We start from the raw sequence: 26,112 nt of genomic DNA, 5'->3' as shown, positions 1-26,112 counted from the left end.
AACATAAGGAATTTTGGGCGCAGGTTGCTAAAAAGCACAGGCAAGGTACTTCTGCTTATACCTGGGCTTATCAGGGTATGGAAGTGTTGTCAGGTGCCGGGCTTACCCCGGGAAATTGCCGGCGTCTTTCAGTGTGTTAGGCGTGTTGGATCTTAGCGTAGGTATAACCGTTATCTCACCAGTCGATTCCAGAATCATCGCATCAATTCCCGACAGGTCTTCCTGGCCTCCGTTGCGTGCAGCAGAATTGATTTCCTCGATCGTAACACGTTCTCTTTTAAGCGCATCTTTCATAAGTTCACCCTTGTAGAGCAGTAGCGTAGGCTGACTGGTAATAACCTGCTTTACTTGCTTGATGCGAACAGAAAGCCAGGTGATGAGGTACTGCAGGAAGATCAGCACGAAAAATGAGGTGACACCGTCGGCCAGCGATACGCTTTTATTAAGCGAGAGCGAAGCCAGTACAGAGCCCAGGGCTATTGTCACGATAAAGTCAAAGGCATTCATTTTGGAGAGCGTCCGTTTGCCGGAGGCTCTTAACAAAAAGATCATGGCAATATACCCCATGATCGTGACGGAGAAAGTTCTGATGATGCTTTCCCAACTATCAAAGAAGATGTTTTCCATAAGGTACGTATCCCTGGGTTCAGTTGTAGGTATATGCCCCTTGTACTGGATTGTGCTGGTGCGGTTACGGATGAGCGGGAAATAGAGACACCGCTACCTGCTCCGTTTGATCATAAAGCCATTATCTACCTTGTCAAATCCCACTTTCGGGTAGTAGTCCATGGCAGCCGGGGCCGACAGAAGTATCAGCATGCTTTGCTCTCCTATTATCTCCTTCGTCAAAGCAATCAGTTGCCTGCCGATTCCATCTTTCTGATATTCCTTCCGGACGGCCAGGTCTGACAGATAACAGGCATAGCAAAAGTCGGTGAGTGAGCGGGCTATACCTACCAGTGTTTCCCCATCCCAGGCCGTCACCACTAGGTTAGAATTAGCATACATCTTCTCGATGCGCGCATGGTCTGCAGTCGGGCGGTTTATACCTGAGCTGTCGTAGAGGTCGATGATCTGCTGGGTGTCTGGTGTCAGGTCTGATTTGTAGGTGATGTTCATGGGGTAGGAAGGATGTTGGAATTTAGGTTGACTGATTAGTGCAGGCAATGTGTGAGGCGTCAGCCGAACGTAATCCCTGTGCTTTGTTGGCGTATCGTGTTTTTCACCACTTTATTTATTCAGTGTAGGGTTCTGCTCTATACTCAATGAAATCTCTAACCTTCGTCTTTTCAAGTATCTCTAAGTTTAGCTCCCATACTCCACCTTACCACTCCTTCAGACTAGGATAAAGCAGCATGCCTACCATATAACCTTATGCAAATAACTTTTCAGGAACGGTTGGGCATTAAGTAAAACTTCATATTCCAAATGTCGTTTCTAACGAGAAACATAAAAATACTACTATGAATAACTTATTCAGAGGATTGCTTGCTGGCTATGGTGCTAAAAAACTAGGTGGAGGATGCTTCAGTACGATTCTAATTTTTGTAATTATTTGGGTGGTGCTTGGTCAATGTAGCAATACATTTAAATCGAACGAAAGCGAAGAAAACACGACTAATCAAACCGAGATAAAAGAATCTGGATTTGTCACTTTATGTGCCCCCACCATTTGGTAAAAGTTTGTGTGCTTTTATGCTAATTTACTGCCTCCCCAATTATGGGTGTAAGTAAGGCACATGATACATTTCATTAAAACAACTAACGTTGTGGTACATGAGGTAAGCGGGGCGCAGCCGAAGTTTTGCTCATATGCTTTGTTGCTTGATGTTTGTTCTTCTACCATTTGCTCCCTGGCAAGTTGATGAGGGAGTAAACAGAAAGCATTAATATATAAGTTATTCCGTTTACTTTCAGCGTTATTAGACTTAGCTTTTTAAGAGTTTGCTTTTCACGCAAAGCCACCGCAAATAGTGGCAGCTCCAGGATAACTGTGGCAATGAACGCCATGCCCATACCGAAGAAAAACCCTTGCATTTGATAGTTTCCGTAACTTGTTGTATTGCCCCAAAAGTCTGTGTTACCAAGCCACTCAGCTGTAAGGGGAGCAATAAAAAAAAGTCCTGCGACCATAGAAACATAGTTTGCAAGGACTATCAGCCATGTTCTATTTTCTACCTTTAACCTTATCAATAGTCTGCTTTCTACTACCCCAATAGCCGCGTTGATAATCAACAAGTGGAAGAGCCCAAACCACATCATAGGAGAACCAGCGTTAAGTAGAATTAAGTTTAAATTCATCTTTTTGTAATTACAAGTAACGGTTAGTACAGGCTGTGAACGAGGCGCAGCCGAGTGTGGAGCCTGTACAGGGTTATACCTTGTTGTTTTGTCTATGGCACCATATCATAAACAGTTGTGCTGTTGTTCTGAAAGATTTCTGCCTGAATCTTTGTACCTAATGCTACCATCTCTTCAAGGGTCGAATTAGATTCAATTCTGATTACTGGTGCTGGTGTCACGGATGGATAATATGGTTGATTGCCATATGTCGTCATCACACTTTCAAATTTATTCATCTGAGCAAATTCTTTTAGTTTATCAATGAATGGTGTTTGCTCTTCAACCATTGACTCAAACTCGAGGTTGAACTTTCCCTTTTCATAAACGAAGTAGAGGCAGTCAATTCCATTGGAAGTTATGCCAATGAAATCAAATTCTGTTTGCCCATTTTTTAGCTTTGTTAATGTAGTTGTCAGTTCAGCTATTTTTATTCTGTCTGCCATTTGAATGGTTTGTTCATTGTTTGTATTGACTGCCGAAATAGTGTCCGAATTCCCACAGCTTACCAATAAGGCAATTCCTAACAATCGAAGGGTGGAGTTTATTATTTTCATTTATGACTTCAATGTGGTATAACTTGTTCAATAGCGTGAACATACGGTTATTGGTACTATATCAGAAGGACTATATTCCTAATCCTCCCGCTCCAGCACAATCAAATTGGCCGAAGCTCTGTTCAACGCAATTGGGATGTTATTGAGCACTGCAGTGCGAATCAACGTTTGGATGTCGTGCTCGTGGCCGTGCGGGGTTTCCACGTCGATGAAGAAGATCACTTTTTGAATCTGGCCTTGCAGCAGGCGTGCGGCTAGCAGAATGTCACCACCGCTGGGGCCGTGTCCGAATGGCTCAATGTTCATGTCGAGCAGTTCGTTGATGAGCTTGGCGGTATTGGTGGTGCCGATCAGTTTGTATTGGCGGAGCGCCTGCTGGTTTTCCTTTACCCAGTTCAGCAGTTCTGTTTTCTTGTTGTTGTGGGCGATGAGTGCAATCGTTGACATAAAATTTTAGGTATAAGGTATGGGTACAACACCGCTGCCTGGATGTCGCGCAAGTGAAGATAGCGCTTTTCCTATTAATTGTTGATACCTGCAAGTCCGAAAGATTACGGGGTGGCATGAGTCGCAGCACTACTGCAACGGCTTTGTGTATAAAAAAAGCGCCGCCGATAACTACCGACGACGCTTTTTTATAGCAGCCTTGGTGGAAGACCGCTTTTTATCCCGTTTTTGTAAATGGGCACTACAGTAGATCAATCCTTAATCGTTTAATCCGGCTGATAGCTGCTCAGGTTCTCCATGTATTTCTGTCCCGAGCCGGTGTTGAGCAGCAGGATATCTTCATCGTACTGAATGAAGCCGGTGTCCAGCAGTTTACGGGCCGCCATCCAAACGGCTGCTCCCTCGGGTGCTACAAACAGGCCTTCGTTGGTGCCGAGCTCTTTCAGACCCGTGATCATTTCCTGTTCTGAAATGCTGATGGCCGTGCCGCCAGATTCCTGCAGCGTCTGTAGCATCAGCTGCTCGCCCAACGGACGCGGCACTGCTAGTCCGTTGGCGATGGTCGGTTTGCCTACGTAGTTTTGGGCGTTGGCTTGCCTGCCGTAGAACGTCTCTACCAGCGGACGGCAGTTTTCGGCCTGCACCGCCACCATGCGGGGCAGCTTTATGTCTTCCGGCAGCCAGCCTATCTGTTTCATCTCCTTGAAGGCTTTCCAGATGCCGATCAACCCCGTGCCGCCACCGGCAGGGTATAGGATGACGTCTGGTAGTTGCCAGTTGCCTTGTTCGGCAATTTCATAGCCCATGGTTTTCTTGCCTTCGAGGCGGTAAGGCTCCTTCAGTGTCGACACGTCCAGCAGTTCGCCCTTGCTGTTGAGCTCCTTCACTTTGGCGGCACAATCGTTGATCAGGCCATCTACCAGCACCACCTCGGCACCATACCAGTAGCATTCGTCCCGGAAAGCCTTGGGCGTATGGCGGGGCATCACCACGGTGGCGCGCATACCTGCCTTGGCGCAATAAGCGGCCATGGCCACCCCGGCATTGCCTGCCGTAGGTATAATGCAGCCCTCCACGCCATGCTCTTTGGCTTTGGAAATGGCCATGCTCAAGCCGCGGGCCTTAAACGAACCGGTTGGGTTCTGACCTTCATCTTTCAGCAGCAGTTTACGCAGCTCGTGTTTCTGCGCCAGGTTCTTCAGTTCCAGAATAGGGGTATAGCCTTCCCCCAGACTCACGATGTTTTCTTTGTGCAGCACGGGCAGCAGCTCGAGGTAGCGCCACATGGTACCTTCCCGGGTGAGCAATGCCTCTTTCTCAGGCATCACCTCAGGGGCATAGCCAGCTAAAAGCGGCAGCTGGCAGCAGGCCGAGACCGTTTGTTTTTCGAAAGGAGAATAAGGGGCGCCACAGCCGGAGCAGGTAAGGTTGTTCAGGTGGCTAATAAGAGGTTGAATTGTGGTTTTCATATCAGTATCTACGGCAAATAGCACCCCTGATATGACCAAACAAAATAGCTAAAAGGAATAGCCTATTCCATTTTGGAATAATAGCGCTTGGTAAACTGAATGAAATTCTTGTAAGGGAAATTGTTCTCGGTGCCTTTGCGCTGAATGAAGTTGAAGCTCCGCTTGATGGTAAGCCCATTGATGGGCACCTGCACCAGTTCGCCGGACTGCAGCTCTTTGATGACAGCCTGCCGGGGCAGGAAGGAGAGGCAGGTATCTACCCGCACAAAGTTTTTGAGGGCTTCCGTGCCGCCAAGTCTTATTTTGATAGGCAACTCATTCAGCTTCACTTGTTTTTTCTCCAGCGCCATTTCCAGCACGGCCAGCGTACCCGAACCACGTTCGCGCAGCGCCAGCGGAATCTCATACAGGTCACGGATCTCGAGTTGCTGCTTTTTGAGCGGATTGCGCGAAGAGCAGACCGCGATCACCTCGTCCGTCAGGAAAGGGGTATAGGTCACGTTGCTCACCTTGTTGACACCCTCCACAATGCCCAGGTCTATTTCATGGTCGAGGAGGGCTTTGAGGATGTTCTCGCTGTTGCGGTTCTTGAGGTCGAGCTGCACGTTCGGGTTCTTCTGCAGGTAGGCCGAAAGCACGGGCGGCAGGATGTACAGCGAGATGGTGGTGCTGGCCCCCAACACCATGTTCACTTGCGGCGAGAAGTTCTCGCTGAGCTGCTTGAAATCCTGGAACAGCTCGTGCTGCAGCTGCTTGGCCGACAGTAGTTTATCGTACAGCAGCCTGCCGGCGGGCGTGAGAACCACAGTGTTGCCTAGTCTCTCAAAGAGGCCGGTTTTATAGAACTCCTCCAGCGCTTTGATGTGCTTGCTGATGGCGGACTGGCTGATGAAGAGCGTCTGACTGGCTTTGGTAAAGCTCAGCAGCCGTGCCACTTCCATGAAAATCTCGTGCCTGTGAGAGAGCATACCTGTCGAAATGTGTTCCTGCCAATATAACGAAATGCGGTGTGGTTTGGTAGCAGGTATACCTACCGAGGGTATTATTGCTGCTGCGCCTCGATCTGATTAGCCAATTCCTCGTCGGTTACGGCTTCCATCCAGTCTTTGGGCAGTTGCAACCGCACGGTCTGGGCGCCGCCGCTCGGGGTGCAGACTACTGTCACTTCGCCGTTTGTATCTTCAGTCAACTCAGCGGCCTTGTCGGCATTTTCCTGTGAAAGGGTGCCATAAACCTGCACGCAGGTCCAGGTGGTGTTTTCGGTGTCGGTTACTTCTCGTTGTGTCATTCTTCGTGTTTTAAGGTATACCCTATACTCATTTCGGCGGGAGAAGATGCCAGTTCAACAAAAAAGCCCCGGCCTGTTTAAGTCAGACCGGGGCTTTCCTTAATTTCTACCAAAATCTATTGTACCCGGATCATACGCAGGTGGTCGATCATGGCCTGGTTGATCTCACCGTTCATGTTCTCGTTGGCAGGCTCGAAAGTGAGTGACAGTTGATTACTGCCTTTCCCGAGCTGCATCCATACCTTGTTGGTATAGCCCCAGTCGCTCCACTCGCCAATGCCACGCTGCGGCAGCACGACGGTGCCTGCCATTTCCTTGCCCTTGCGGAGGGTGCGCATGGCCGCTTTGTTGTCGGTGTTGATCGGGCCGTTGCCGTTGGCATAGCGGAAGTCGATGGCATACAGACCCGCCTGCGGGGCTGTCACTTTAAAGTGGACGGTCGTGTTCGCCTTCTTGCTCACTTCCACAAAGCCCTTGCCTGTGAAGCCTTTGTAAGGTTGTTTGGCTGGCCGTGCCACTGTCTCAGCTTCGTATACCTGTTCCAGCGCCGTAGGGTATACCGCCACCGGTTCGCTGGCAAAAGAGCCAAAACCTGCCGCATCGGTCGCTATCACCTGATACTCGGCATAGCCATTAGCCTGCACCGCTATACCTGTTTCTTTAGTATCCTGCAGGGCTTTGCCGTTCCGGAGCACAGTAAAGTTTATCGCGCCTTCCACTGGCTTCCAGCTGAGTTTGCCGTTCGCATAGCTCGTCGTCGGGGCAGGCGGCGTGACGTGGTGGGCTACTTTATTCTGACTTCCTTTGTCGCTTATCTCATCAGAAAGCTCGATCTGTACCTTGTGCTGACCGGTGAGGCTGGCAGGTATAGCGGCACCTTCCAGCGGCTTGCCGTCTAGTGTGATGCTACGGATGCTGTTGCCAAAACCCTGCATTTCGATGTCGAGCACGGCGTTCCTATACCTGAAGTTGGAGAGGTGATGCTTGCCTTTGTACACCTCCGGCACAAAGGGTTTGAACACCAGTTTATCCGCCTGAAAATCCATCCCGAAAAGCAATTTGTAGGTCATGCCCAGGAAGCCGCCCACACTCCAAAGCTGACGGTCGGAGTTCACCTGCGTACCAGCATAATCGCCGTTGCTGGCCACGAAGTTCTCTTTGTTGGTCAGAAACAAAGCAGCCGGTCTGTAAATGGCGTTCAGGCTCTCCACGGTAGCGGTTTCGTTACCGGCTTTGGCGGCCGCCAGTGTCCAGTAGGCCTGCACAAAGGGCCAGATGCCGTTGTTGTGGTAAGGCGGAATGTTCGGGATCTGCGGGAAAATACTCGGCACACCAAACTCATATACCGGCGTGTTGGCTACAATACGCTTTGCCCGGTCAGCATCGGCAATGCCAAACAGCACCGTCAGTGCCTCACCCAACGCCTCAGACCTGGGTGACAGTGACAGGTAGTTACGGCCATACAGGTACTGCCCGTAATAGCCCTTGTCTTCCTGCCATAGATGCTGGTTTATACCTTCCTTGATGCGCGCGGCCAGTTGGCTATACCTGTCAGCCGCCTGTTTGTCGTTTAGCATCGTCGCCATCTGGCTCAACAGTACGTTCGCCTGGTAATGCACGGCATTGGTGCCCAGGTTCTGCGAAGCGTAAATGTCAGCCGGTTGCATCCATTTCGGGTAGGTCTGCTCGCGCCAGTCCAAGAACGAGGATTCGCCACGCATCAGGTTCGTTTTCTGGTCGAAAGCGTTGAGCAGATCGTCTTCCATCGAGTTGCGGATGATCTCGTAGGCCTCTTGCAGCCAGTTCTGGTCGCCGGTCACGGTATAGATCTCCCATGCCGCGATGCCCCATACGATGCGGTCGGTAGAAACCGGATAAGCGCCTCCCGTGCCAGTATCCTGAATGATGCGCTGGTTCTTCACTTTGCGCATCAGACTTTTGCGGGCTATCTCCGGCTCGATGGCCGCTAAACCTAACACCAGGGCATAACTGATGTCGCGGGTCCACACCCCGGCCCATTCTTTGCCCGTCCGGAACGTGCTGTCGGCTTCGATGTTCTTCACCACTTCCTCCAGCGTCATGTTGTAGAGCGCATCGGTGAGCACATAGTCAGATTTGTACTGGGGATAATGGTCGATCGGTGCACTCAGCTTCCAGTGCGAGGCCGTGAATTTCTCTTCGCGGTGAGCGTTCATGGTGAGCGTCACTTCATAAATGCCATCGCCGTCCGGGTCCTCCAACTGCATCCCTTCCCGACTCGCCAGGTTGTCGAAATCCCAGGAAAGGGGCGTGGTGTTGCCGGCAATGTAAACCCCCTTGAAATCGTCTTTGTATACCTTGCTGCCGTTGTAGGCCGTGTAAAAGCCGTCTTTCTCAAACGCAGCCAGCACTTCCCGCATATCCACCCGCACGGTCAAAGGCGTGTTCGGCGGCAGAAATGCTTTTGGCGGAGCGGGCGCAGTTGCTTTCAGCTGTTGACTGAACTTGATAAGCGGGGTTTCGCAGCTGCCACCTTCTTCGGCAAGGCAAACGAACTGGTGGTCCATACCCGGCGGCATCTCGTTGTCTTTGCTGTTGATGCTGAACTTGAACATGATCTCCGGCGACTGGAATTCGTTAGCCGGGCTCTGGTAACTGGAGGTGATCTCGGTAGGGGAAAGTGCCTGTGCTACGTGGTCGCCTTGCACTACCCGGTCAGGGTATATGCTGTAGGCTTGGGATTGCCAGAGTGGTGCCGTGACTACCTGTGACTCGGAAACGCCTGAGTCAGGCTGTTGCGTTTTGCAGGCGGTAGCAGTTAGTAGCGCTGCTAAGCTTAATACCTTTATGTACGTGTACTTGGTCATGGTTTATTTTTATGTTGCATTGCTTGCCCTGGCCGGGCGGGCCTCACTTTTTTCCTTGATGAAAAAAGTAAGCAAAAAAATCAAGACGCTCCAAACTCGCTGAACGCTCAAACAGTGGAGCGTCAATTAGTGCACCTGGCAAGTGTTTTTTGTTTCATAGCTGGCATGCAAGTTAGTCTTGCCATACCTGCCAGTGCTCTGTGACGTCTACAACAGTGCTTATACCTGTAGAGTGGCAACTGCAGAAGTCCCCCTTTGAAGGGGGCAGGGGGATGTTAATCGTGCACAGGAAACTGCAGCTACAATGCTATACCTAAAAGTTAGGCAACGGCAGATTCCCCTCTCGGGAGGGGCAGGGGGATGACAATAGTGCACGAGAATCCTGTCAATCCTTCAATCCTGTAAATCCTTGGGGTAGGGGCCCTATATAATGATTCAGACAAGCTATTCCCCCTTCACTTCAAACTTATAAATCGTCGTCTCACTGTACTTTTCCCCTGGCCGGATGATCGTCGAAGGGAAGCTTTCCTGGTTCGGGGAATCGGGGAAGTGCTGGGCTTCGAGGCAGAGGCCGGCGTAGCGGTTGTAGGTTGTGTTGTTGTGGCCGGTAAGGGTGCCGTCGAGGTGGTAGGCGGTGTAGAACTGGATGCCGGGCTGCGTCGTTTGAACCTGCATCACGCGGCCTGTGCTGGGGTCTTCGACTGTCGCAGCAGGCACCAATCGGTCACCTCCGTTTCGCACCACGTAGTTCAGGTCGTAGCCGTAGCCTTGCAGGTTTTCAATGCGGTCGCCTACGCGGGTTGGCGTCCGTAAATCGTAAGGCGTGCCTTTCACTGGTTTCAGCTCGCCGGTAGGTATAAGCGTCTCGTCGGAAGCTGTGAACTGGTCGGCGTGGATCGTGACGATGTGGTTGAGGATATCCTTTTCCTTGCCTGCGCTCAGGTTAAAATAACTGTGATTGGTCAGGTTCACCGGCGTGGCTTTGTCGGTGGTGGCTTCGTAGTCGATCTTCAGGGCATTGAAGCCGGTCAGGGTATAGGTGACCACGACAGTCAAATTGCCGGGATAGCCTTCTTCGCCGTCCTTGCTCACATAGGTCAGCCGGATGGCATTTTGCTTCTGCAAAGGCTCTGCCTGCCACACCACTCTGTCGAAACCTGTGATGCCCCCGTGCAGGTGGTTGGGCGCATTGTTCACAGCTAGTTTATATTCCTGACCGTCCAGGGTAAATTTTCCTTTGGAGATACGGTTGGCATAGCGCCCCACAATGCCCCCGAAATGCGGGTCGTTGGGTACATAACCGTCCACGCTGTCGAAACCAAGCGCCACTTCACCCAGGTTGCCATCCCTGTCCGGTGTCTGGATAGAGGTGACGATGGCGCCGTAATTGGTGATCTTCACGGTCATGCCGCTATCGTTGGTCAACGTATAGAGCTGCACTTCCTGCCCGTTGGGGGCGGTGCCAAAGGACTCGGATTTTATTTCCATGTTGTTCACTTCTTGTTTACTCAAACTTTGTCCGGGCTGGTCCGGCTTGCTGCCGCAGCCTGTAAGCGTCGCAACACTCAGGCAGGCGAACAGCGCCAGGGAGCGCAAGGTATAGAGGCCATTACGTTTTTTCATAAACTCTTTTTGGTTTGGTTTATTTTCTCAGGATAAGGGAACTGTAGGGTGGAAGCTGCGCCGTAGTGCCATTCAGTTTGGCGCCATTGTGCTGATGCAAAAGCTGTTTGTGCTCTTGCAGACTGGCAGGTATGGTGACGCTCACTTCTTTACCGGAAAGGTTGTGCAGCACTAGTACCGACTCATCGGCCATGGTACGCATAAAAGCACTCACCGCCCGGTTGCTCAAATTCACAGGTTCGAGTTCTCCGTGTGTCAGGGGTTTGCTGCTGTTGCGCAGTTGGATGTAGGCTTTGTAGTGGTTGAGGAGGGAGTTCGGATCCTGTGCCTGCTGTGTCATCGGCTTCACGCTTTGCTCGGTGCTAAACTTCGGCGTTACCCAGCTGGTGCGGCAATCATCGTTAGTTTTTGTGTCCCACAGGAAAGGCTCCCGGATCATTTCGTCCGGCTTTTTGCCCAGCATCCCGATCTCCTCGCCGTAGTACACGTACGGAGCGCCTGGCAACGTAAAGAGCAAGGCCGCTGCTACTTTAGCTTTGTTCAGGTCGCCGTTCACCTCGCTCATGATGCGGTTCTGGTCGTGGTTGCTCAGGATGGTGGCGTCCACAAAATCGGGATTTACCTGCTCATACGTATTGATGATGCGGTCATGGTGGATGGCCAGTGAGTCGCCGTTTCCTGTCTTCAGCGCATCGAGTATTTTCCAGCTCATCTCGAAGTTGAAGAGGGCGGGAAGGCCTTTGGTATAAGGAGCTACCACATCAGCCTCAGCCCATACCTCGCCCACCAGGTATACGTCCGGCTTTACCTTTTGCATCTCGGCCCTGAACTCTTCCCAGAAAGCGTGGTTATCAGCCGGTCTGTCGTCCGGGAAAATATGGCGGGCTGCATCCAGACGGAAACCATCCACACCCACTTCCTCGAGCCAGAACTTGCCGATCTTGTAGACCTCTTGTCGCACCTTTGGATTGTCGAAGTTGAGGTCGGGCATGCCGCCCCAGAAGTAGCCAAAGTATTTGTAGTCGCTTCCTTTCACCTCATGCCAGTGCTGCACGTTACGGGAGTCGTCGCCCGTGGTTTTGCCCTCGCCTTTGGTCTGCGGATCGTCTTTGTGCGCCCACACGTAGTAGTCGCGGTAAGGACTTTTCTCGTCTTTGGCCGCCTCTAAAAACCAGGGATGCTGGTTGCTGGAGTGGTTCACCACCAGGTCGATCACCACTTTGATGTTGCGCTTGTGCGCCTCTTCCAGGAAGGTTTTGAAATCCTCCATGGTACCGTAGTCGGGGTGAATGCCGGTATAATCGGTCACGTCGTATTTGTGGTAGGAGGGAGAGGGGCTCATCGGCATCAGCCAAATGCCTTCTATACCTAGCTCAGCCAGATAGTCAAGTTTGGAGGTCATGCCTTTGATGTCGCCGATGCCGTCGTTGTCGGAGTCGCAGAAGGACTGCACAAAGATCTCGTAGCTTACACTGTGGGGCCATTCGCTGGCCTTGGCTTCGGTCGTAGTCCCAGACTCACTGTCGACTACGGTAGGCGTACTGCAGCCCGTCGCCAGGTATAGCGCAGGTATAAGCAGGAGGTGATGCAGGTTTCGTTTTTTCATGGTTGTTCGTTTACCCCACCCCAGCCCTCCCCTAAGAACAGGGGAGGGGGTTTAGGAATGATTAGTTTCGTTATGGCTTTGTAGTATTGTCTTCGTCTATCTGTGTTTTGTATGCTCTCGCTCGCGTCCGGGGAGTATGAGTTAACTCCCTGTGCACGGTTGTCATCCCCCTGCCCCCTTCAAAGGGGGACTTTAAGCTAATACTTTTCCATCTGTCAGCCAGAAAGGATCTTGGTTACAGAGAGGCTTTCAGTAGCTATTACCCACCCCTGCCCCTCACTTTATTGAGGATCCCTATCCCCAGAGGGGAATTAACGTGCAGGATGTCCCCCTTTGAAGGGGGCAGGGGGATGACAATCGTGCACTGGAATCCTGTTAATCCGTGGGGGTAGGGGCCCTCTTTAATCCTGTAAATCCCGATTCAGACTTAATACCCCACCGTAAACTTTCCATTCTCATTTCGTACCACCAGGCTACGCACGCTATACCCAATTCCCGGATTAGCAGTGCCTTGCGGATCAAAGCGTGACACCGGATCAATGAACGAGGCAAAGTCCTCCTGCACGTTAGTGCGCTTTCCGTTGAATTGGAACCGGGTCTTCGCGTCGAAACCGTGCAGCATCAACTTCACGTGGTTGAACTTTGTTTTGAAATTGCCTTCCACATCACCGAACGTAATGGTTTTGCGACGCGGGTCGTAGGTAATCGTGCGCTTGTAAAAAGCACCTTTCTCGTAGTCGTAGCTCTCTCCGTCGTCTTCGTAGTACACAAAGCTGTTGGCCACATCGCCCCGGTATACGTGTACGGTCAGCGTATCCGTCGGCTTTTCACCGGTGTGCTGCACCAGCGACTGCATCGGGATGATGCTGCTTTCTTTCACATAGATCGGCAGCTTGTTGTATTGCACGGCTATCATCTCCTCTCGGTTGCCCTCCTTCACTTCGCCGGTCCAGAGGTCGTACCACCTGCCGCGCGGGAAGTATACCTTGCCGTAGTTTTTGGTGCTCTCAAACGGCATGATCAGGAAGGCCTTTCCGAACTGGTACTGCGACTCGAACTCACCGTTGTATACCTTGTCGTCGTGGGTATAGTCGATGGCCAGCGTGCGCATCAGCGGCTGTCCAGTCTGGGTGGCTTCGTACATGTTGGAGTAGATGTAGGGCATCAGGCGGTAGCGCAGGCTTATAAAGTTGCGGGCGATCTCGGTTACCTCTTCGCCAAAGGCCCAGGGCTCGGCAGAGCGGGTGTTCACCCCGGTGTGGTTGCGGAAGTAAGGGGTGAAGGCACCCAACTGAATCCAGCGGGCAAACAGGCCAACCGGCGCGTTGCCCGTGAAGCCGCCAATGTCCATGGCCGAGAAACTTACACCAGTTACGCCAAGGCTGTTGAGCAAACGTATACCCAGGAGCATGTGACTGTCTTCGGCGCGGTTGTCGCCGGTCCAGATGGCCGAGTAGCGCTGCGAACCGGAGTAGCCGGCGCGGGAGAGGATGAACGGGCGCTTGTTGGGCATGTGCTGACGGGCTCCTTCGTAGCTGGCGCGCGCCATTTGCAGACCGTACACGTTGCGACCTTCCTTGTGCGTCGTGAGGTGGCCATCGTAGTCGAAGAGCACATTGTTCGGCATTTTCTGGCCCCAGGTGGCAATCTCGTTCATGTCATTCCAGAAGCCGTCCACATTCGTGTCAGCAAAGAATTTAATCTCCTTTTTCCACCATTCCCGGCCTTTTGCGCTTGTAAAATCCGGGAAGTGCGTCCAGCCCGGCCATACCTCACCGGCGTAGTATTTCCCGTCAGGGTACTTCAGAAAAACATCGTCTTTGATGCCACGCTCATAGGCGCCGTAGCCTTCTTCGATCTTAATGCCCGGGTCCACGATCACAGTGGTCCGGAAGCCCATGTCCTTCAATTTCTTGTTCATGCCGGCCGGGTCGGGGAAGCGCGTTTTGTCCCAGGTGAAGAGTTTGTAGGCATCCATGTAGTGGATGTCGAGCGTGATGCCGTCGGCAGGTATACGCTTCTCGCGTAGGGTCTGGGCGATACGGAATACCTCTGTTTCGGGGTAGTAGGAGTAGCGGTTCTGCTGATAGCCCAGACTCCAGAGCGGGGGCAGCTCCATGCGGCCAGTCAACCCGGTATAGCTCCCGATGATGTCGGCCAGTTTGGTATGGTAGAAGAAGTAATAGTCCATTTCGCCACCCTGCGCCCCGAAAGAAGAGAAGCGGTTGTTGCTGGCCCCGAAGTTGAAATCGCTCTGGTAGCTGTTGTCGAAAAAGATGCCGTAGTTGAGGCCGTTGTGTATACCAATGTAAAAAGGAAAGGTGGTATAAAGCGGATCCTGGTTGGTCGTGTAGGCATAAGCATCGGTGTTCCAGTTGGTATAGCCGCTGCCGCGACGGTCAAGCCCGCCTGTTTTCTCGCCGAGGCCGATGAAGCGCTCGCCCTTTTGCATCTTTTTGTAAGTGGTCACTTCTTCGCCTATCCAGGATGTGGTCAGTCCTTCTTCATCCTGGTTGATCACTTTGCCGTCGCGGGTATAGAAAGCGACTGAGAACGGGTTTTTGGCGATGCGGGCCTGAAGCGAGTCCGTCTGGATAGTGACCTCTTTGTCGTTCTGGGTAATGTTCAGTTTGGTTTGCTGCGGCTGTGTGACCACGGCATAGGAGAAATCCTTGCCAAGCGGTTGCTTGTCCATGCGCACGCGCACCACGGTTGGGGTATAGACGCTCACCTCTATATGGGTGTTCCGGTCGGTGGTCAGGCTCACTTTCTGGCCCGAGATGTTGACCTTATTGACGGAGCCGACTTCCTTGATGGGGCTGTTCTGCGCATGGCTCGGCAGGTATAGCAACATAGCCAGCAGGAGGGCAGTAAGCGGCATGTAGAAAATCTTCATAGGCGGGATTTTTTCGAAAGATTGAAAACAAAAGGACTTTATATAGCAAACCCGGCCAGACGCTGTAGCCTGCCGGGTTTGCTAAGTTTAAGGGTGCCGTTCGCAGCAGGATACTTCCGTAAAGTCTGTGTGCGAGCGTAGCATCTTAGAGCTTGGTCAGCGTGTAGGTATAGTTACCCGGATTTGCCAGATTCAACACCACTTCGTACCGACCCGCCTCTGCTACCTTGATGTTGGCTGCGCCATACTCCAGGCTGGCATCGGCATTGTCGTCACCGAAATTGATATCCCATTTGTCATTGGCTCTGAACTTGATTTCTCCAACAGACAATTGGAGCGTGGCCTTCCATACCTGAGCAGTCGCATCGTAAGTCATGTCCTGGTCGTTATCCCAACTGCCGGTGGCATCACCTATTACACCCCAAGACGTTTTAATAGCCTCCCAGGTCAACTGGTTGGTGTTGGCTTTGAGCAGGTAGTAGCCTGCGCCGTCTACCTGTAGGTCAGAGCCTTTTGCGACCAGTGTACCTTTGTTGCCGCTGCTTGTTCCTCCAAAGTCGTTATCCCAATTAGGTGCGGGGTTTAACTTGAAATTCGTCTTGTTATCAGGGAAGTTCACATAGCCTTCGTACACACCGTCGTCTTTAACAGATGACACTTTGGGGGCTTTGCCCGGATCCCAGCCCTGGTGGCTGCCAGGTACCCAAAGCGACACGTACTCGATGATGTCGAGGAATGGCGTCACTTTAAATGACACCACGTTAGAGTGCGTCGGCGAGATGCTTTCAGCCACAGAGGACTGCACACGTACCTGCACTGTTCCTTCGTTGTTCGGAGCCAGACCCAGCTGTACGGCCAGCGTGTTCAGCTCTGCTACGGTAAGGGTTTCGCTCAGCATACCCGGTGTGGCTTCTACTTCTCTGGCTGACTCAAAATCACCGCCCTCGGCAATAAACTGCAAGGTATAGGTAACAGCTGCCGGGATGCCATAGTCAGCAGCCGTCCAATTAAGGGTGATCGCGTCCTCGCCTTTATTTTCAGCTGTCAACTCCACACTGTTGGCTGTGGCAGCAAGGGTAGGGACAGCACCCGGGCGCAGTACCAGACGTTCTTCGTCTTTCTCACAGGAGAACAGCACCAGCGACATCAGGCACAAAGTGAATAACTTATTTATCGTGCTTTTCATAATTGATGATTTCAAAAAGTGATTTATCTAACCGGAAGCCTACTGCTAGTGCAGCCAGTTTCCGGTTTTTTCAGATTATCGCGTATAGCCCGGATTCTGCGTCAAGTTCGGGTTAGCAGTCAGGTCTGTGCTTGGGATCGGGTACAGGCTGCGGAATTCCTCTACACCTTTACCCTCCGGAACACCACCTTTCCACGGCCACACATAAGTAGCTGATGTGAACCTGTTGAAGCGGATCAGGTCTGTTCTGCGGTGGCCTTCCCATTTCAGCTCGCGGGCGCGCTCGTTGATGATGAAATCCAGCGTAAGCTGACCCTGGCTGATCGTGCCTCCATTGCCTCTAACATTGCCAGCAGCATCGGTGTAGGCACGACGGCGCAATTGATTCACGTAGCCCAGCGCATCGGCAGCAGAACCGCCTCCACCACGTAGCACCGCTTCCGCATACATCAGGTACACGTCAGCCAGTCGGAACATCGGAAAGTCTGTGTCCGGGTGGTTACCGCTCGGATCAGAGCCTGCTATGCCTGCTCTGTTCACGTTCTTGTATTTCGTGATCGGGTAGCCCTCCGTAAATGTGAAGATGTCGCTAATCTCAAGGCTCTGTCCGTCGGTATGGAACATAGCGCGCTCATCCGGGGTTGCGTTGGTGCTCGGGAAAAGCTCTACAATGCTTTTGGTGGTGCGCAAACCTCCCCAGCCGCCGTTGATGCCAAATGAGGCTGCGTTCATGTTACCTCCCACCGGAGCGTGCACCAGGTAGGTCATACCGCCCCATGTAGTGGTACGCATCCCATCAAAGGTGATCGGGAAAATGATCTCGCTGGAGGTATGGTTATCCGCCAGAAACAGGTGGCCGTACTCTGCCTCCAACTGGTAGCGTCCTGCGTCAATCACCTTTTTAGAGTAGGTTGCAGCTTCGGCAAATTTGCCCTGGCCGGTGTATACCTCCGCATTCAGGTATAGCTTGGCGAGCAGCGTCCAGGCTGCGGCCTTGTCAGCTCTTCCGTACTCAAAGCCCGGCTCTCCCAACTCATTTTCGATGGCGAGCAGTTCGCTCTCCACATAACTGAAAAGATCGGCGCGTGTGGTCTGCTCCGGCAGGAAAGAGCCTACGCGGTCTTCTTCCGTCACAAAAGGCACGTTGCCGTACAGGTCAAGTGCGTGCCAGTAGCTCAGGGCGCGCAGGAAGCGGGCCTCGGCACGGAAACGCCTGGCTTCTTCCAGGTTAGCGCCTGAGATGCCACGCTCGCTCAGCAGGCCGTCCTGCGTTTCGCGGATGAACTCGTTGGTGAGTGATACCTGGTAGAAGATACGGTTGTAAAGCGCACGCAAAAATTCGTTGGCCGGGGTCCAGTCCATGTCATGCAGGTCGCGCAGGTTGCCGTCGTTCCAGGCAATGATCGCCTCGTCGGTCGACAGTTCTTGTGCCTGCCAGTATTGGCGCAGGTAGTTCGAAAAACCCTCGTCGATACCGCTGATGTCGGGACGGCCGGTCGGGCCCTGCTGGCCTGTCACGGCATAGCCGGCGTACATTTTTGCCAGGATGGGCTTGTAGTTGGCAAAGTCGCGGTACACGTTGGCTGACACCACATCGTACTTCGGCTCTATGTCCAGATCGTGGTCGCAAGAGGCAGCCGACAGGGAAATAACGCCTGCCAGTGCTATGTTTCTTATATTTCTGAAATTCAGAGTTCTCATAATGGGACGAATTAAAGATTAACTGTCAGACCTAAGGTGTAGACTCGTGGCCTTGGGTAAAAATTATTGTCTATACCGCTGGCAATCTCAGGATCAAGACCGTTGTATTTGGTGATAACAAACAGGTTCTGGATGTTGGCATTCAGGCGCAGGTTCGCTTTCTCGTTGAAGATGCCGCCCACATTGTAGCCAAAGTTGATGTTCTCCATGCGCAGGAACGAAGCATTCTCCATGTAGTAGTCAGAGAACAGCTGGTAGTTCATGAAGTTGGTCTCCAGCACGTTTGGCGACACGTTGGTGAGGTAGCCCGGGAACATGAAGGAGCGGTAGGCCCCGTTGTTAGAGTATATGTTGTTATACATGTAGTTGCCCACGCTGCCACGCATCACAAAGCCAAAATCGAAGTTGCCGTAGGTCAGGTTGGAGTTGAAGCCCATGAAGAAATCCGGCTCGGGTTTCTTGTAGCGGTAGCGGTCAGCTTCACTGATCACACCGTCCTCGTTCAGGTCGGCATACAGACCTTCGATCGGTTTGCCCTGCTCGTCATACACCTGCTTGTATACATAGAACACATCCGGCGCGTAGCCAACCGTTCTGATCTGGATGTTGTTACCTACGCCACCGGCAATGGTGCCAACCGGGTAGCCTTCAAAGTTTGGATCTTCTACCTTGCTCAGATTCGTGATCTCACGCTTCTGGTACGTGCCGTTAACGCCGATGCTCCAGGTCAGCTTTTCGTTGCTGATGGCCACGTAGTTCAGGGCTGCTTCCAGACCTCTTGTTTCCAGGTTACCAACGTTTGTGATCAACTCATTCACCAGGTTGGTACCGGCAGGAACCGATACAAGTGCCAGCAGGTCACGGGTGTCTTTAAAGAAGTAGTCAAGGCTACCGTTCACTTTGTTGTTAGCAAAGCCAAAGTCTATACCTGCATTGTAAGTGGTAGTTTCCTCCCACTTAATGCCAGCATCATAGCCTTCCGGACGGAGCAGGTTGTAGAACTGGTTGCCTAACTGGTATTGCGCTGTGTTGTCGCTGATGGTATAGCGTGCCAGGTACGGGAAGAAAGGGCCGATGTCCTGCTGACCTGTAACACCCACGCCCAAACGGAGCTTCAACTCAGAAACAGTTGGAGAGTTTCTCAGGAATGCCTCTTCGTTGATTCTCCAGGCCAGCGCCAAGGCCGGGAATGTGCCCCAACGAACGTCATCACTAAAGCGTGAGGTACCGTCACGGCGCACAGTGGCTGTCAGGATATAGCGGTCGAGGAGCACGTAGTTCAGTCGGCCAAAGTAGGAACGCAGGCGGTAGAAGTCGTTTGTAGGAAGTCCTGGCTCCAGGTCGCTAAGCGGTGTGCCCTCTTCGTTAGTTGGGATAAACTGCGGGCTCTCGTTCTCAAACTCCTGGAAAGAGTAACCGGCTGTCGCGTCAACGCGGCTGTTAATGCCGGTCAGGTCTTTCACATAGTTCAGGTAGAAGTCGACCAGGCTGTTTTTCTTCTCTTGCTCAAACCGGGTTCTTCTGCCATTATTTGGCGCCTCGGGCGCGAAGGCGGCAGGGTAGAAAGTAGTGCCGTTGCTGTTGGAGCGGTCAAATCCCAGGTTGAGGTTGGCGCGCAGGTCGGGCAGGAAATGAAGTTTGTAGTCAAACTGCACATTACCGATGTGGCGTTCCACTTCGCCGCGGTCGTCGCGCTGCTCCAGCATACTCACCGGGTTGCGGGTAGCCAGCGGATTATAGCGTCCGTTGGCATCCAGCCACTGGAAGTAACCGCCAAACGCATCACTGCCAGACATAACAGGCTGTGTCGGGTCCATGGCAACAGCCGCTCCAATGGCGCCTACGTCTGCAAACTTGCTGTCAGTGATGGCCCCTTTGTAGTTTAGGTTTACAGTCAGGTGATTGTCGAGGAAACTCGGGTTCAGGTTGACGCCGATCGAGCCACGTTCAAAATTACCTGTGCGCAATATACCATCCTGATTCAGGTAGCCCAGCGACACACGGTAGGGCAGCATACCCACCGAGCCGCCTATGCTCAGGTTGTTGTCTGTGGTATAGGCTGTCTGAAAGATTTGGTCCTGCCAGTTGGTGTTGGCATTGCCAAGCAGCGCGATCTGAGAAGGCGTACCCTGCTCATTCACTACTCTGCGGAAATCGTCAGCTCCTAGCACATCAACAGTTTTGCCTACATCGGAGAGGGAGTGCTGTGTCGTAAAAGTGACCGCGAGCTTCTGCCCGGCTGTGCCTTTTTTGGTCGTGATGATGATCACACCATTGGAAGCGCGCGATCCGTAGATGGCCGTGGCAGAAGCGTCTTTCAGAATGTTGAAAGTCTCGATGTCATTCGGGTTGAGGAAGTTGAGCGGGTTAGCCGCACCTGACACGCCTGAGTTATCGAGCGGTACACCGTCGATTACAATAAGCGGATCGTTGCTGGCATTAAGGGAGCCACCTCCACGGATACGGATACGGCTACCGGAACCAGGCGCACCACCGTTTGGTGTGATCTGAACACCAGCTACCTTTCCCTGAATCAACTGCTCTGGTGTGGTGATCTGCCCCTGCACGAAGTCTTCGGAAGAGATGGCAGTTACGGCGCCCGAAATATCAGATTTGCGCTGTGTACCATAGCCTACTACCACTACTTCCTGTAACGCCTGCGCGTCGGGGCGCATTGTCACATTCACAGTAGCCTGGTTGTTGATGGCCACTTCCTGCGTGGTATAGCCAATGAAAGATAACACTAGTGTGCCGCCAGAGGCGGGTACAGGCAGTTTAAACTCGCCATTGGCATTGGTGGAAGTACCGCGGGTAGTGCCTTTGAGTACCACCGTTACACCCGGCAGTGCTTCGCCGTTTTCGTCCAGCACGCGGCCGCTAACGGTTACATCCTGCTGTACAGTTGCGCGGGGCTTGGCTACCACAGTTGTGGTGCTGGCTGCGGCAGGGCGTGCCTTCAAGATAATGTAGACGCCCCGCACTTTTTTATAGGCGAGGTTATTGCTGGCCAGTGTGGTGCTCAGGTACTCGTCCACGTTCTGCACACCGCCTTTCGGCTCCGGCACAATCAGTTGCACATCATCGGCCAGGCTAGCCTGGTAAGAGAACTGTATACCGTGTGAGTTTTTGAGATCATTGAGCAGATCCTTGAGCGACTTGGCCGTCAGGGCTTGTCCGGAGGTGTGGTTTACTGCAAGGTTCGGACCCGGGCCCGGGTATCCCTGAGCGGTCCCCGGCACCTGAAAGCAGCACAGGGCTACTGCCAAACCAAAGGACCCTAGTCTCTTAGTAGATTTATTTGACATGGATTATGCGTTAGTTTTTATAATGAGCTTATGTATATAGTGTTCTCTTGTTGGGTGATCTGGAGTTCAAATGTCTCAGCCAGCGTGTTCAGGATGTCTTCAGGGTTTTTTACTTCCAGGAAGGCAGTGATGCGCTGACCGGGAAGCTCTTTGCCACTGAATTCTACTTTATAGCCGTACTGCTCCTCAATCAGAGCGCCTACCTCGCGCAGTGTGTAATCGTCAAAATATACCTTGTTGTGCTGCCAGGCAGTGTATAGGTCCGGGTCTACGCGCCGGTGGCTAAAACCGCTTGCTGCAGATACTGTTACCAAGTCGCCGGGCTGCATTTCCATTTGTCTGGTTGCACCGTTTTGTGTGGCGCTCAGCCTTACTTTGCCGCTTGTCAGTACAACCCGGTCTTCCTGGCCGCGGTCATATACGTTAAATTCCGTCCCCAGTACGTTTATTTTGGTGCCTTTACTGGTTGTCACGATAAACTGCTGTCTGTTAGCCTGCTGTGTTACCGAGAAAAAAGCCTCGCCGCGCAGTTGGACTGTTCTGGGCTTGTCTTTTTCCCAATTTTCAGGAATAGTTATACTTGAATTAGCATTAAGTACTATTACGGATTTATCAGAAAGTTGGATAATGCGCTTCTCTCCGTAGGCTGTGGCGTAGGTGACCGGCTCAGCGCTCTGGCGGGTGAAAAGAAGGGCGGCAGATGCCAGCAACAGAGTGATGACGGCTGCTGCCGACAGCCAGGTTTTGAGGGGATAGCCCCAAATCGAGAACACACGGCCACCATCCGGTCCGCGGTCCCGGTCCTGCTGCATCGCTTCCTGCAGTTGCTCCCATACCAGCTGCGCCTCTTCATCGAAACTGTGATCATCGGCCTGCTCCTGCGAGAGCAACAATACCAAACGACGCGCCTCCGCCATTTCCTGCGCCTTGTCGGGGTACTGTTCAGCAAACTGTGACCAGTACAGCATACTTTCCTGCGTAGGATATTTAACCCATTGTATAAAGTCATGGTCGGCTGCCAGTTCAGCGGCAGTGGCTGTTTCGTGGTTCATGTCAGGCGTCTGTTTGTTGAGCGGTTTCAGCGTATAGGCACACGCTATATACAATAGCCGGCAGGGTCAGGAATTATCCCTCCTTTTGGCTGGAAAAAATAAAATAATTGCTAAAGCCTTGTGAGTGAGCGGAAAAATTTTCCTTAGAAGAAGAGTATAAGGAGCAGGAGGGCGCTGTTGTGAAGCAGCTGTTGCAGGCGGGCGATGGCCTTGTAGGTCGTTTTGTATACCGAGTCCTGCCCGATGTCCATGATGGCGGCGATCTCCTCATACTTGAGGTTGGCATAGTATTTCAGGAAGATGACTTCCCGCTGACGGGCCGGAAGCTGCGAGAGCAGCTCTGTGATCCGTTGGCGCGTCATTTCGGCTGTCTGCAGTTGGATCATGGTTTGCTCGTGCGAATCCTCCAGCTCAAAGTGGTAATTCTCGGGCAGTTCATCATGCAGTTTAGCGCGTTTGCCTTTCTTGATGAGTTCGTTGCGGATGGCTTTGAGCAGGTAATGCTGCACGCTGGCAGGGGTGCCGACAGTGGCACGGCTTTTCCAGAGCGAAAAAAACACCTGTTGCAGACAATCGCGTATAAGCTCTTTGTCAGTCGTGATCCGGTTGCCGTAGCGCAGCATGATGGGAGCAAAATGACGGTACAGCAGCGAAAAATCATCTTCGCTTCCCGCTTTATACCTGCCCCAAACTTCCTGCTCGTCCATGCGCGATTGCACCGTTTTCGAAACGGATTACAACAATTATATCAGAATTTAATCGGATATCATACCTTTAGGCTCTGAAAAATATACAATCGTATCTGGTGTTATAACACTAAGGTCAGAGTAGGGACCCGCTTCTATGTGAGGAGATGTCCCCGGTGGTTGGTACGCGCTGTTATGTTCCTGAATCTCTTTTATTTATATAATTCCCTTTATGGCAAACCTATACCTCAACCGCTTGCTGGTGCTTTTTGTTTTTTTGGCAGGTATAGCCTGGCAGGCAAAGGCGCAGGCAGTGCAAACCATACCTGAGTTCCCGACCGGTGACCAGGAAATCACGATCATCTTTGATCTGAAGCAGGCCAAAGATGGGCGCGCCGCCGGACTGCTGGGCAAGACCGACGATGTATACCTGTGGTCGGGTGCGGGCGTTGTGGGCAATCCAAATGCTTTCTTGTACCAGCCGGCTGGGCAGACGAGTTTTAATCAGCCTTTCAATCCGGGCAAGATGACCTCGCTTGGCAACGACCGCTGGCAGATCAAACTCACGCCACGCACTTACTTTGGGGTGCCCGCCGGTCAGACCATCGACAAACTGGGCCTGCTGCTCAAAAACGGCAACGGCACCGCCCAAACCGAAGACTTTATCATCCAACTCTATGACGGCAGTCTGCAGGTAGCCTTGCGCGAGCCGGAGCAGCAGAACTTTTTCGTAGAAGCCAACAGTGCTATACCTGTGCGGGCCGTTGTCTCGGCTAAAGCCGACGTGACGGTGAAGCTGGACAATTCGGTGGTTTACAGTGCCAGCAACACGGACCAGATACAGACGAGCGTCAATGCCGGCAGTCAGCAGGGGGTGCTGCGCACTGTCACCATCGAGGCAAAACGTGGCTCGGAAACCGCCACCCAAAGCTTCACGTTCCGGGTGAGGCCGCAGCCGGTGGTGACAGCGCTTCCGGCAGGTATGCGGGACGGCGTGAACTATACCGGGGCCACGAGTGCCGTGCTGGTACTCTATGCGCCGCACAAGAATTTTGTGTACGCCATCGGGGAGTTTAACAATTGGGAAACCTCGCCGGAATACCTGATGAAGCGCACGCCAGACGGCAACCGCTACTGGATCGAGCTGAACAACCTGCCGGCAGGGCAGGAGGTGGCCTACCAGTACCTGGTGGATGGCACCCTGGCCGTAGCCGACCCCTATACCGAGAAGATTCTCGACCCGGCCATGGACCAGTACATACCTGCCAGCACCTACCCTAACCTGAAAGCCTACCCGCAGGGAGCAGAGGGAATCGTATCCATTCTGCAGACAAACCAGCCGGGCTATACCTGGAAAGTGACGGACTTCGAGAGACCCGATCCGGAAACTCTGGTGATTTACGAACTGCACGTGCGCGATTTTATTGAAGCCCGTAATTACAAAGTGCTGGCCGATACGCTCACCTACCTGAAGCGCCTCGGCGTGAATGCCATCGAACTGATGCCCGTCATGGAGTTCTCGGGCAACGACTCCTGGGGCTACAACCCAATCTTCTTTTTCGCACCTGATAAAGCCTACGGCACCAAAAACGACCTGAAAGCTTTTATAGACAAGGCGCACGAAATGGGCATTGCCATCATCCTGGACATTGTACTCAACCAGGCCGACTACGAATACCCTTATGTGAAAATGTACTGGGACGGTAACCAGCCTGCCGCTAACAATCCTTTCTTCAACCAGCGGGCTACGCACCCTTTCAGCGTTTTCTTCGACTTCAACCACGAGAGTGAAGCCACTAAGGCCCTGGTAGCGCGGGTGAACCGCCACTGGCTAGAGGAGTATAACATCGATGGCTACCGCTTTGACCTTTCGAAGGGCTTTACGCAGAAGAACACCGGAGAGAACGTGGGCGCCTGGAGTGCCTACGATGCCGGCCGCGTCGCCACCTGGAAGCGCATTTACGACGAGATCAGGAGCTACGATGAAACGGCCTATGTCATACTGGAGCACTTTGCCGACAACCAGGAAGAAAAAGAGCTGTCCAACTATGGCATGCTGTTCTGGGGCAATCACAACCACGACTACCGCAACATGGCAAAGGGCGTATTGGCCAATCCGCAGGGAATCTCTTATAAAAACCGCACCTGGGAAAACCCATACCTGATCGGGTACATGGAGAGCCACGACGAAGAGCGGATATTATACGATGTGCTCACCAATGGCACCCGCAACGGCAATTACAACACCCGTACCCTCAGCACTGCTCTTGACCGCGCCAAACTGGCCGCCGCCTTCTTTTTGCCTATACCGGGTCCGAAGATGATCTGGCAGTTCGGAGAGCTGGGCTATGATGTGTCCATCGACCAGAACGGGCGCACGGGCCAGAAACCGATCCGCTGGGAATACCGGCAGCAGCCGGATCGTCAGAAGCTGTACCAGGTATACGCCGAGCTCATCAAACTTAAACTAAACGAACCCGCCTTCGCCACCGATGATTTTGACCTGCAGCTGAATGGCCAGGTAAAGCGCATTTTCCTTTTCCATGAGGACATGGATGTGTTCATACTCGGTAATTTTGATGTGCGGGTGCAGCAGGTAAACGCCAATTTTCCAACTACTGGGATGTGGTACGACTATTTTACAGGCCATGAAAACAAGATAGAAGACCCCGGTCAGGCAATGGAACTACAGCCCGGCGAGTTCCACATCTATACCACCAAAAAGCTCGAAACGCCACAGCCTAACCTGGTGCCCTGGCAGGGACTTGTGCTCTCAGCGGAGGAGGAACTGGCCGAAAGGGGCGTGACCGTATACCCGAACCCCATGCAGGAGGCCACCGTGCTGCACCTGGAGGGCGAGTACCGTGGTCCGGTGCAGGTGCAGTTAGTGGATATGACCGGTCGCAATTTGCAACACGTTCGCTTCCTCAAGCACCAGCAAAGCCACCAGGAGCAGCTCCGGTTACAGCGGGTGCCAGCAGGCATTTACTACTTGCAGGTGGAGCAGGGCGGTAAAAAGTCGGTGCACAAACTGCTCAGGGCAAACGAATAAAGCCCTATCGGACAGGTATAGCGCAAAGCAAAAAGCCCTGCTTCCTATTTGGGAGGCA

At 52.6% G+C, this 26,112-nt stretch carries 19 protein-coding genes; 2 read left to right on the top strand and 17 right to left on the bottom strand.

The genetic code is table 11. From position 1 onward, the window contains the following. Nucleotides 1–102: 102 nt before the first annotated feature. Entirely contained in the window at nt 103–627 is a 525-nt protein-coding gene (locus IEV97_RS03320) for a DUF421 domain-containing protein (protein WP_188500067.1), read from the bottom strand. A gap of 93 nt (nt 628–720) precedes the next feature. Next, a complete protein-coding gene (locus tag IEV97_RS03315; protein WP_188500066.1) occupies nt 721–1,119 on the bottom strand; it encodes a GNAT family N-acetyltransferase in 399 nt (132 codons plus the stop codon). A 344-nt stretch (nt 1,120–1,463) separates the two neighbouring features. On the opposite strand from IEV97_RS03315, the gene IEV97_RS03310 reads away from it, so the two are divergent. Further along, nucleotides 1,464–1,679, top strand: coding sequence for a hypothetical protein (locus IEV97_RS03310; protein WP_188500412.1), 216 nt, complete (start codon nt 1,464–1,466; stop codon nt 1,677–1,679). A 160-nt stretch (nt 1,680–1,839) separates the two neighbouring features. On the opposite strand, the gene IEV97_RS03305 is transcribed toward IEV97_RS03310, so the two are convergent. From IEV97_RS03305 to IEV97_RS03235, 15 genes are all read right to left on the bottom strand, one after another. Next, the gene (locus tag IEV97_RS03305) at nt 1,840–2,301 is read right to left on the bottom strand and encodes a hypothetical protein (protein WP_188500065.1); all 462 of its coding nucleotides are present in this window, start codon (nt 2,299–2,301) and stop codon (nt 1,840–1,842) included. A gap of 92 nt (nt 2,302–2,393) precedes the next feature. Continuing rightward, nucleotides 2,394–2,897, bottom strand: a complete 504-nt coding sequence (locus IEV97_RS03300) for a hypothetical protein (RefSeq protein ID WP_188500064.1) — start codon at nt 2,895–2,897, stop codon at nt 2,394–2,396. 78 nt (nt 2,898–2,975) lie between these two features. Continuing rightward, entirely contained in the window at nt 2,976–3,344 is a 369-nt protein-coding gene (locus IEV97_RS03295; protein ID WP_188500063.1) for a methylglyoxal synthase, read from the bottom strand. 266 nt (nt 3,345–3,610) lie between these two features. After that, nucleotides 3,611–4,813, bottom strand: a complete 1,203-nt coding sequence (locus IEV97_RS03290; RefSeq protein WP_188500062.1) for a threonine synthase — start codon at nt 4,811–4,813, stop codon at nt 3,611–3,613. A gap of 62 nt (nt 4,814–4,875) precedes the next feature. Further along, nucleotides 4,876–5,781, bottom strand: coding sequence for a LysR substrate-binding domain-containing protein (locus IEV97_RS03285; RefSeq protein WP_188500061.1), 906 nt, complete (start codon nt 5,779–5,781; stop codon nt 4,876–4,878). A 74-nt stretch (nt 5,782–5,855) separates the two neighbouring features. Then, entirely contained in the window at nt 5,856–6,101 is a 246-nt protein-coding gene (locus tag IEV97_RS03280; protein WP_188500060.1) for a hypothetical protein, read from the bottom strand. Nucleotides 6,102–6,217: 116 nt separating this feature from the next. Further along, nucleotides 6,218–8,947, bottom strand: a complete 2,730-nt coding sequence (locus IEV97_RS03275) for an alpha-L-rhamnosidase-related protein (protein ID WP_188500059.1) — start codon at nt 8,945–8,947, stop codon at nt 6,218–6,220. Between the two features lie 444 nt (nt 8,948–9,391). Further along, complete coding sequence (locus IEV97_RS03270; protein ID WP_188500058.1) at nt 9,392–10,570, bottom strand: aldose epimerase family protein; 1,179 nt, start codon at nt 10,568–10,570, stop codon at nt 9,392–9,394. A 19-nt stretch (nt 10,571–10,589) separates the two neighbouring features. Next, nucleotides 10,590–12,176, bottom strand: a complete 1,587-nt coding sequence (locus IEV97_RS03265) for an alpha-amylase family glycosyl hydrolase (protein WP_188500057.1) — start codon at nt 12,174–12,176, stop codon at nt 10,590–10,592. A 427-nt stretch (nt 12,177–12,603) separates the two neighbouring features. Then, a complete protein-coding gene (locus IEV97_RS03260) occupies nt 12,604–15,072 on the bottom strand; it encodes a glycoside hydrolase family 31 protein (protein WP_188500056.1) in 2,469 nt (822 codons plus the stop codon). 145 nt (nt 15,073–15,217) lie between these two features. Further along, the gene (locus IEV97_RS03255; protein ID WP_188500055.1) at nt 15,218–16,258 is read right to left on the bottom strand and encodes a SusE domain-containing protein; all 1,041 of its coding nucleotides are present in this window, start codon (nt 16,256–16,258) and stop codon (nt 15,218–15,220) included. A gap of 75 nt (nt 16,259–16,333) precedes the next feature. Then, a complete protein-coding gene (locus tag IEV97_RS03250) occupies nt 16,334–17,959 on the bottom strand; it encodes a RagB/SusD family nutrient uptake outer membrane protein (RefSeq protein ID WP_188500054.1) in 1,626 nt (541 codons plus the stop codon). Between the two features lie 11 nt (nt 17,960–17,970). Beyond that, nucleotides 17,971–21,264: a SusC/RagA family TonB-linked outer membrane protein gene (locus IEV97_RS03245; protein ID WP_188500053.1), complete on the bottom strand. Its 3,294-nt coding sequence runs from the start codon at nt 21,262–21,264 to the stop codon at nt 17,971–17,973. A 17-nt stretch (nt 21,265–21,281) separates the two neighbouring features. After that, nucleotides 21,282–22,316, bottom strand: a complete 1,035-nt coding sequence (locus IEV97_RS03240; RefSeq protein ID WP_188500052.1) for a FecR family protein — start codon at nt 22,314–22,316, stop codon at nt 21,282–21,284. Nucleotides 22,317–22,459: 143 nt separating this feature from the next. After that, nucleotides 22,460–23,023, bottom strand: a complete 564-nt coding sequence (locus IEV97_RS03235; RefSeq protein ID WP_188500051.1) for an RNA polymerase sigma factor — start codon at nt 23,021–23,023, stop codon at nt 22,460–22,462. 211 nt (nt 23,024–23,234) lie between these two features. Between IEV97_RS03235 and IEV97_RS03230 the strand changes: the two genes are divergently transcribed. After that, the gene (locus IEV97_RS03230; RefSeq protein WP_188500050.1) at nt 23,235–26,054 is read left to right on the top strand and encodes an alpha-amylase family glycosyl hydrolase; all 2,820 of its coding nucleotides are present in this window, start codon (nt 23,235–23,237) and stop codon (nt 26,052–26,054) included. Nucleotides 26,055–26,112: the final 58 nt, after the last annotated feature.

The sequence above is a fragment of the Pontibacter amylolyticus genome, assembly GCF_014638845.1.
GTDB classification, from domain to species: domain Bacteria; phylum Bacteroidota; class Bacteroidia; order Cytophagales; family Hymenobacteraceae; genus Pontibacter; species Pontibacter amylolyticus.
The sequence above is the reverse complement of the archived record's forward strand: the minus strand, read 5'-3'. Positions and strand labels throughout refer to the sequence as shown.

Coding starts and splice junctions, on each gene's coding strand:
- IEV97_RS03320 (WP_188500067.1), bottom strand. CDS start 627: ATGGAAAACATCTTCTTTGATAGTTGGGAAAGCATCATCAGAACTTTC.
- IEV97_RS03315 (WP_188500066.1), bottom strand. CDS start 1,119: ATGAACATCACCTACAAATCAGACCTGACACCAGACACCCAGCAGATC.
- IEV97_RS03310 (WP_188500412.1), top strand. CDS start 1,464: ATGAATAACTTATTCAGAGGATTGCTTGCTGGCTATGGTGCTAAAAAA.
- IEV97_RS03305 (WP_188500065.1), bottom strand. CDS start 2,301: ATGAATTTAAACTTAATTCTACTTAACGCTGGTTCTCCTATGATGTGG.
- IEV97_RS03300 (WP_188500064.1), bottom strand. CDS start 2,897: ATGAAAATAATAAACTCCACCCTTCGATTGTTAGGAATTGCCTTATTG.
- IEV97_RS03295 (WP_188500063.1), bottom strand. CDS start 3,344: ATGTCAACGATTGCACTCATCGCCCACAACAACAAGAAAACAGAACTG.
- IEV97_RS03290 (WP_188500062.1), bottom strand. CDS start 4,813: ATGAAAACCACAATTCAACCTCTTATTAGCCACCTGAACAACCTTACC.
- IEV97_RS03285 (WP_188500061.1), bottom strand. CDS start 5,781: ATGCTCTCTCACAGGCACGAGATTTTCATGGAAGTGGCACGGCTGCTG.
- IEV97_RS03280 (WP_188500060.1), bottom strand. CDS start 6,101: ATGACACAACGAGAAGTAACCGACACCGAAAACACCACCTGGACCTGC.
- IEV97_RS03275 (WP_188500059.1), bottom strand. CDS start 8,947: ATGACCAAGTACACGTACATAAAGGTATTAAGCTTAGCAGCGCTACTA.
- IEV97_RS03270 (WP_188500058.1), bottom strand. CDS start 10,570: ATGAAAAAACGTAATGGCCTCTATACCTTGCGCTCCCTGGCGCTGTTC.
- IEV97_RS03265 (WP_188500057.1), bottom strand. CDS start 12,176: ATGAAAAAACGAAACCTGCATCACCTCCTGCTTATACCTGCGCTATAC.
- IEV97_RS03260 (WP_188500056.1), bottom strand. CDS start 15,072: ATGAAGATTTTCTACATGCCGCTTACTGCCCTCCTGCTGGCTATGTTG.
- IEV97_RS03255 (WP_188500055.1), bottom strand. CDS start 16,258: ATGAAAAGCACGATAAATAAGTTATTCACTTTGTGCCTGATGTCGCTG.
- IEV97_RS03250 (WP_188500054.1), bottom strand. CDS start 17,959: ATGAGAACTCTGAATTTCAGAAATATAAGAAACATAGCACTGGCAGGC.
- IEV97_RS03245 (WP_188500053.1), bottom strand. CDS start 21,264: ATGTCAAATAAATCTACTAAGAGACTAGGGTCCTTTGGTTTGGCAGTA.
- IEV97_RS03240 (WP_188500052.1), bottom strand. CDS start 22,316: ATGAACCACGAAACAGCCACTGCCGCTGAACTGGCAGCCGACCATGAC.
- IEV97_RS03235 (WP_188500051.1), bottom strand. CDS start 23,023: ATGGACGAGCAGGAAGTTTGGGGCAGGTATAAAGCGGGAAGCGAAGAT.
- IEV97_RS03230 (WP_188500050.1), top strand. CDS start 23,235: ATGGCAAACCTATACCTCAACCGCTTGCTGGTGCTTTTTGTTTTTTTG.